Source organism: Methylobacterium sp. P1-11 (assembly GCF_008329595.1).
Classification (GTDB): Bacteria; Pseudomonadota; Alphaproteobacteria; order Rhizobiales; family Beijerinckiaceae; genus Methylobacterium.
This window is the reverse complement of sequence record NZ_NPKS01000126.1, coordinates 1-530: the sequence shown is the minus strand read 5'-3', so window position 1 is coordinate 530 and position 530 is coordinate 1. Positions and strand designations below refer to the sequence as shown.

Here is a 530-nt window from a genome sequence, read left to right as displayed (position 1 = left end):
CTGAACCGCTACTACTACCAGGCGATGATCCCGGTGAAGGACGCCGCCGTGCTGGCGCGCATGACCGACGCGTCGCTGCGGCGGATCTGGCGCCAGCGCATCGTCGATCATGACGGCGACCACGAGGGCGACGGCGGCATCGAGCGCTGGCTCAAGCTGGCCGAGGGCGTCGGCTTCGACCGCGCCTACGTGCTGTCGACCCGCGGCATCCTCTCGGCCACGAAGTTCTCGGTCGAGGCCTATGTCCATTTCGTCTCCGAGAAGACGCTGCTGGAGGCGATCGCCTCGTCGCTGACCGAGATGTTCTCGCCGACGATTATTTCCGAGCGCGTCGCCGGGATGCTGAAGAACTACGACTTCATCACCAAGGACACGCTGGCCTATTTCGACAAGCGCCTGACCCAGGCGCCGCGGGATGCCGACTTCGCCCTGGACTACGTCAAGCAGCACGCGACGACGCCCGAGCTGCAGCGGCAGGCGCTGGCGGCGCTGACGTTCAAGTGCACCGTGCTCTGGACGCAGCTCGACGC

Annotated in this window: 1 protein-coding gene; it reads left to right on the top strand. The window is 66.2% G+C overall.

The genetic code is table 11. The features are described 5' to 3' along the window. On the top strand, window positions 1–530 hold a 530-nt coding region (pqqC, locus tag CIW48_RS33030), incomplete at both ends, for a pyrroloquinoline-quinone synthase PqqC (RefSeq protein WP_149314528.1).